Raw genomic sequence first — 392 nt, 5'->3', positions numbered from 1 at the left:
ATGATTTCCAACAACCCCGTTCCTGTTTGTCTCTCTTTTCATTATACGACAAAATATTCATCAAAAAAGCCGCCAATATGAATGGCGACTTTTTATGAATCGAGCTCCTCTTCCGGAATAATGCCAAGCGAACGGATATGCGCTTTTGCTTCTTCATTTCCAAGCTTGTAAATCAGCTGATAGATTTTCATTAATGTTCTGTCGTAGGCATCATTCTCACGGTCGTAATGGTATTGCACATACGGAACGCGGGTGCGAAAAAACGCTTGCCAGTCTGTAGAATAGTTTTGGTCAAAATACTCCCGCAATTGAATAATTTCATCATCTGTCGCTTCAATTTGAAAATCCCATGGAGAAGCGGTTTTTACTTGCGAGATTTCTCCCGTTTCCAT

General features: G+C 40.6%; 1 protein-coding gene. It reads right to left on the bottom strand.

What is annotated here, in order from left to right; translation table 11 throughout:
- Positions 1-92 precede the first annotated feature (92 nt).
- The coding region (locus FOI68_RS23010) for a hydrolase (protein WP_143864439.1) at positions 93-392 on the bottom strand (300 nt) is incomplete at its 5' end.

The organism is Brevibacillus sp. LEMMJ03 (genome assembly GCF_007197875.1).
Classification (GTDB): Bacteria; Bacillota; Bacilli; order Brevibacillales; family Brevibacillaceae; genus Brevibacillus; species Brevibacillus thermoruber.
The sequence above is the reverse complement of the archived record's forward strand: the minus strand, read 5'-3'. Positions and strand labels throughout refer to the sequence as shown.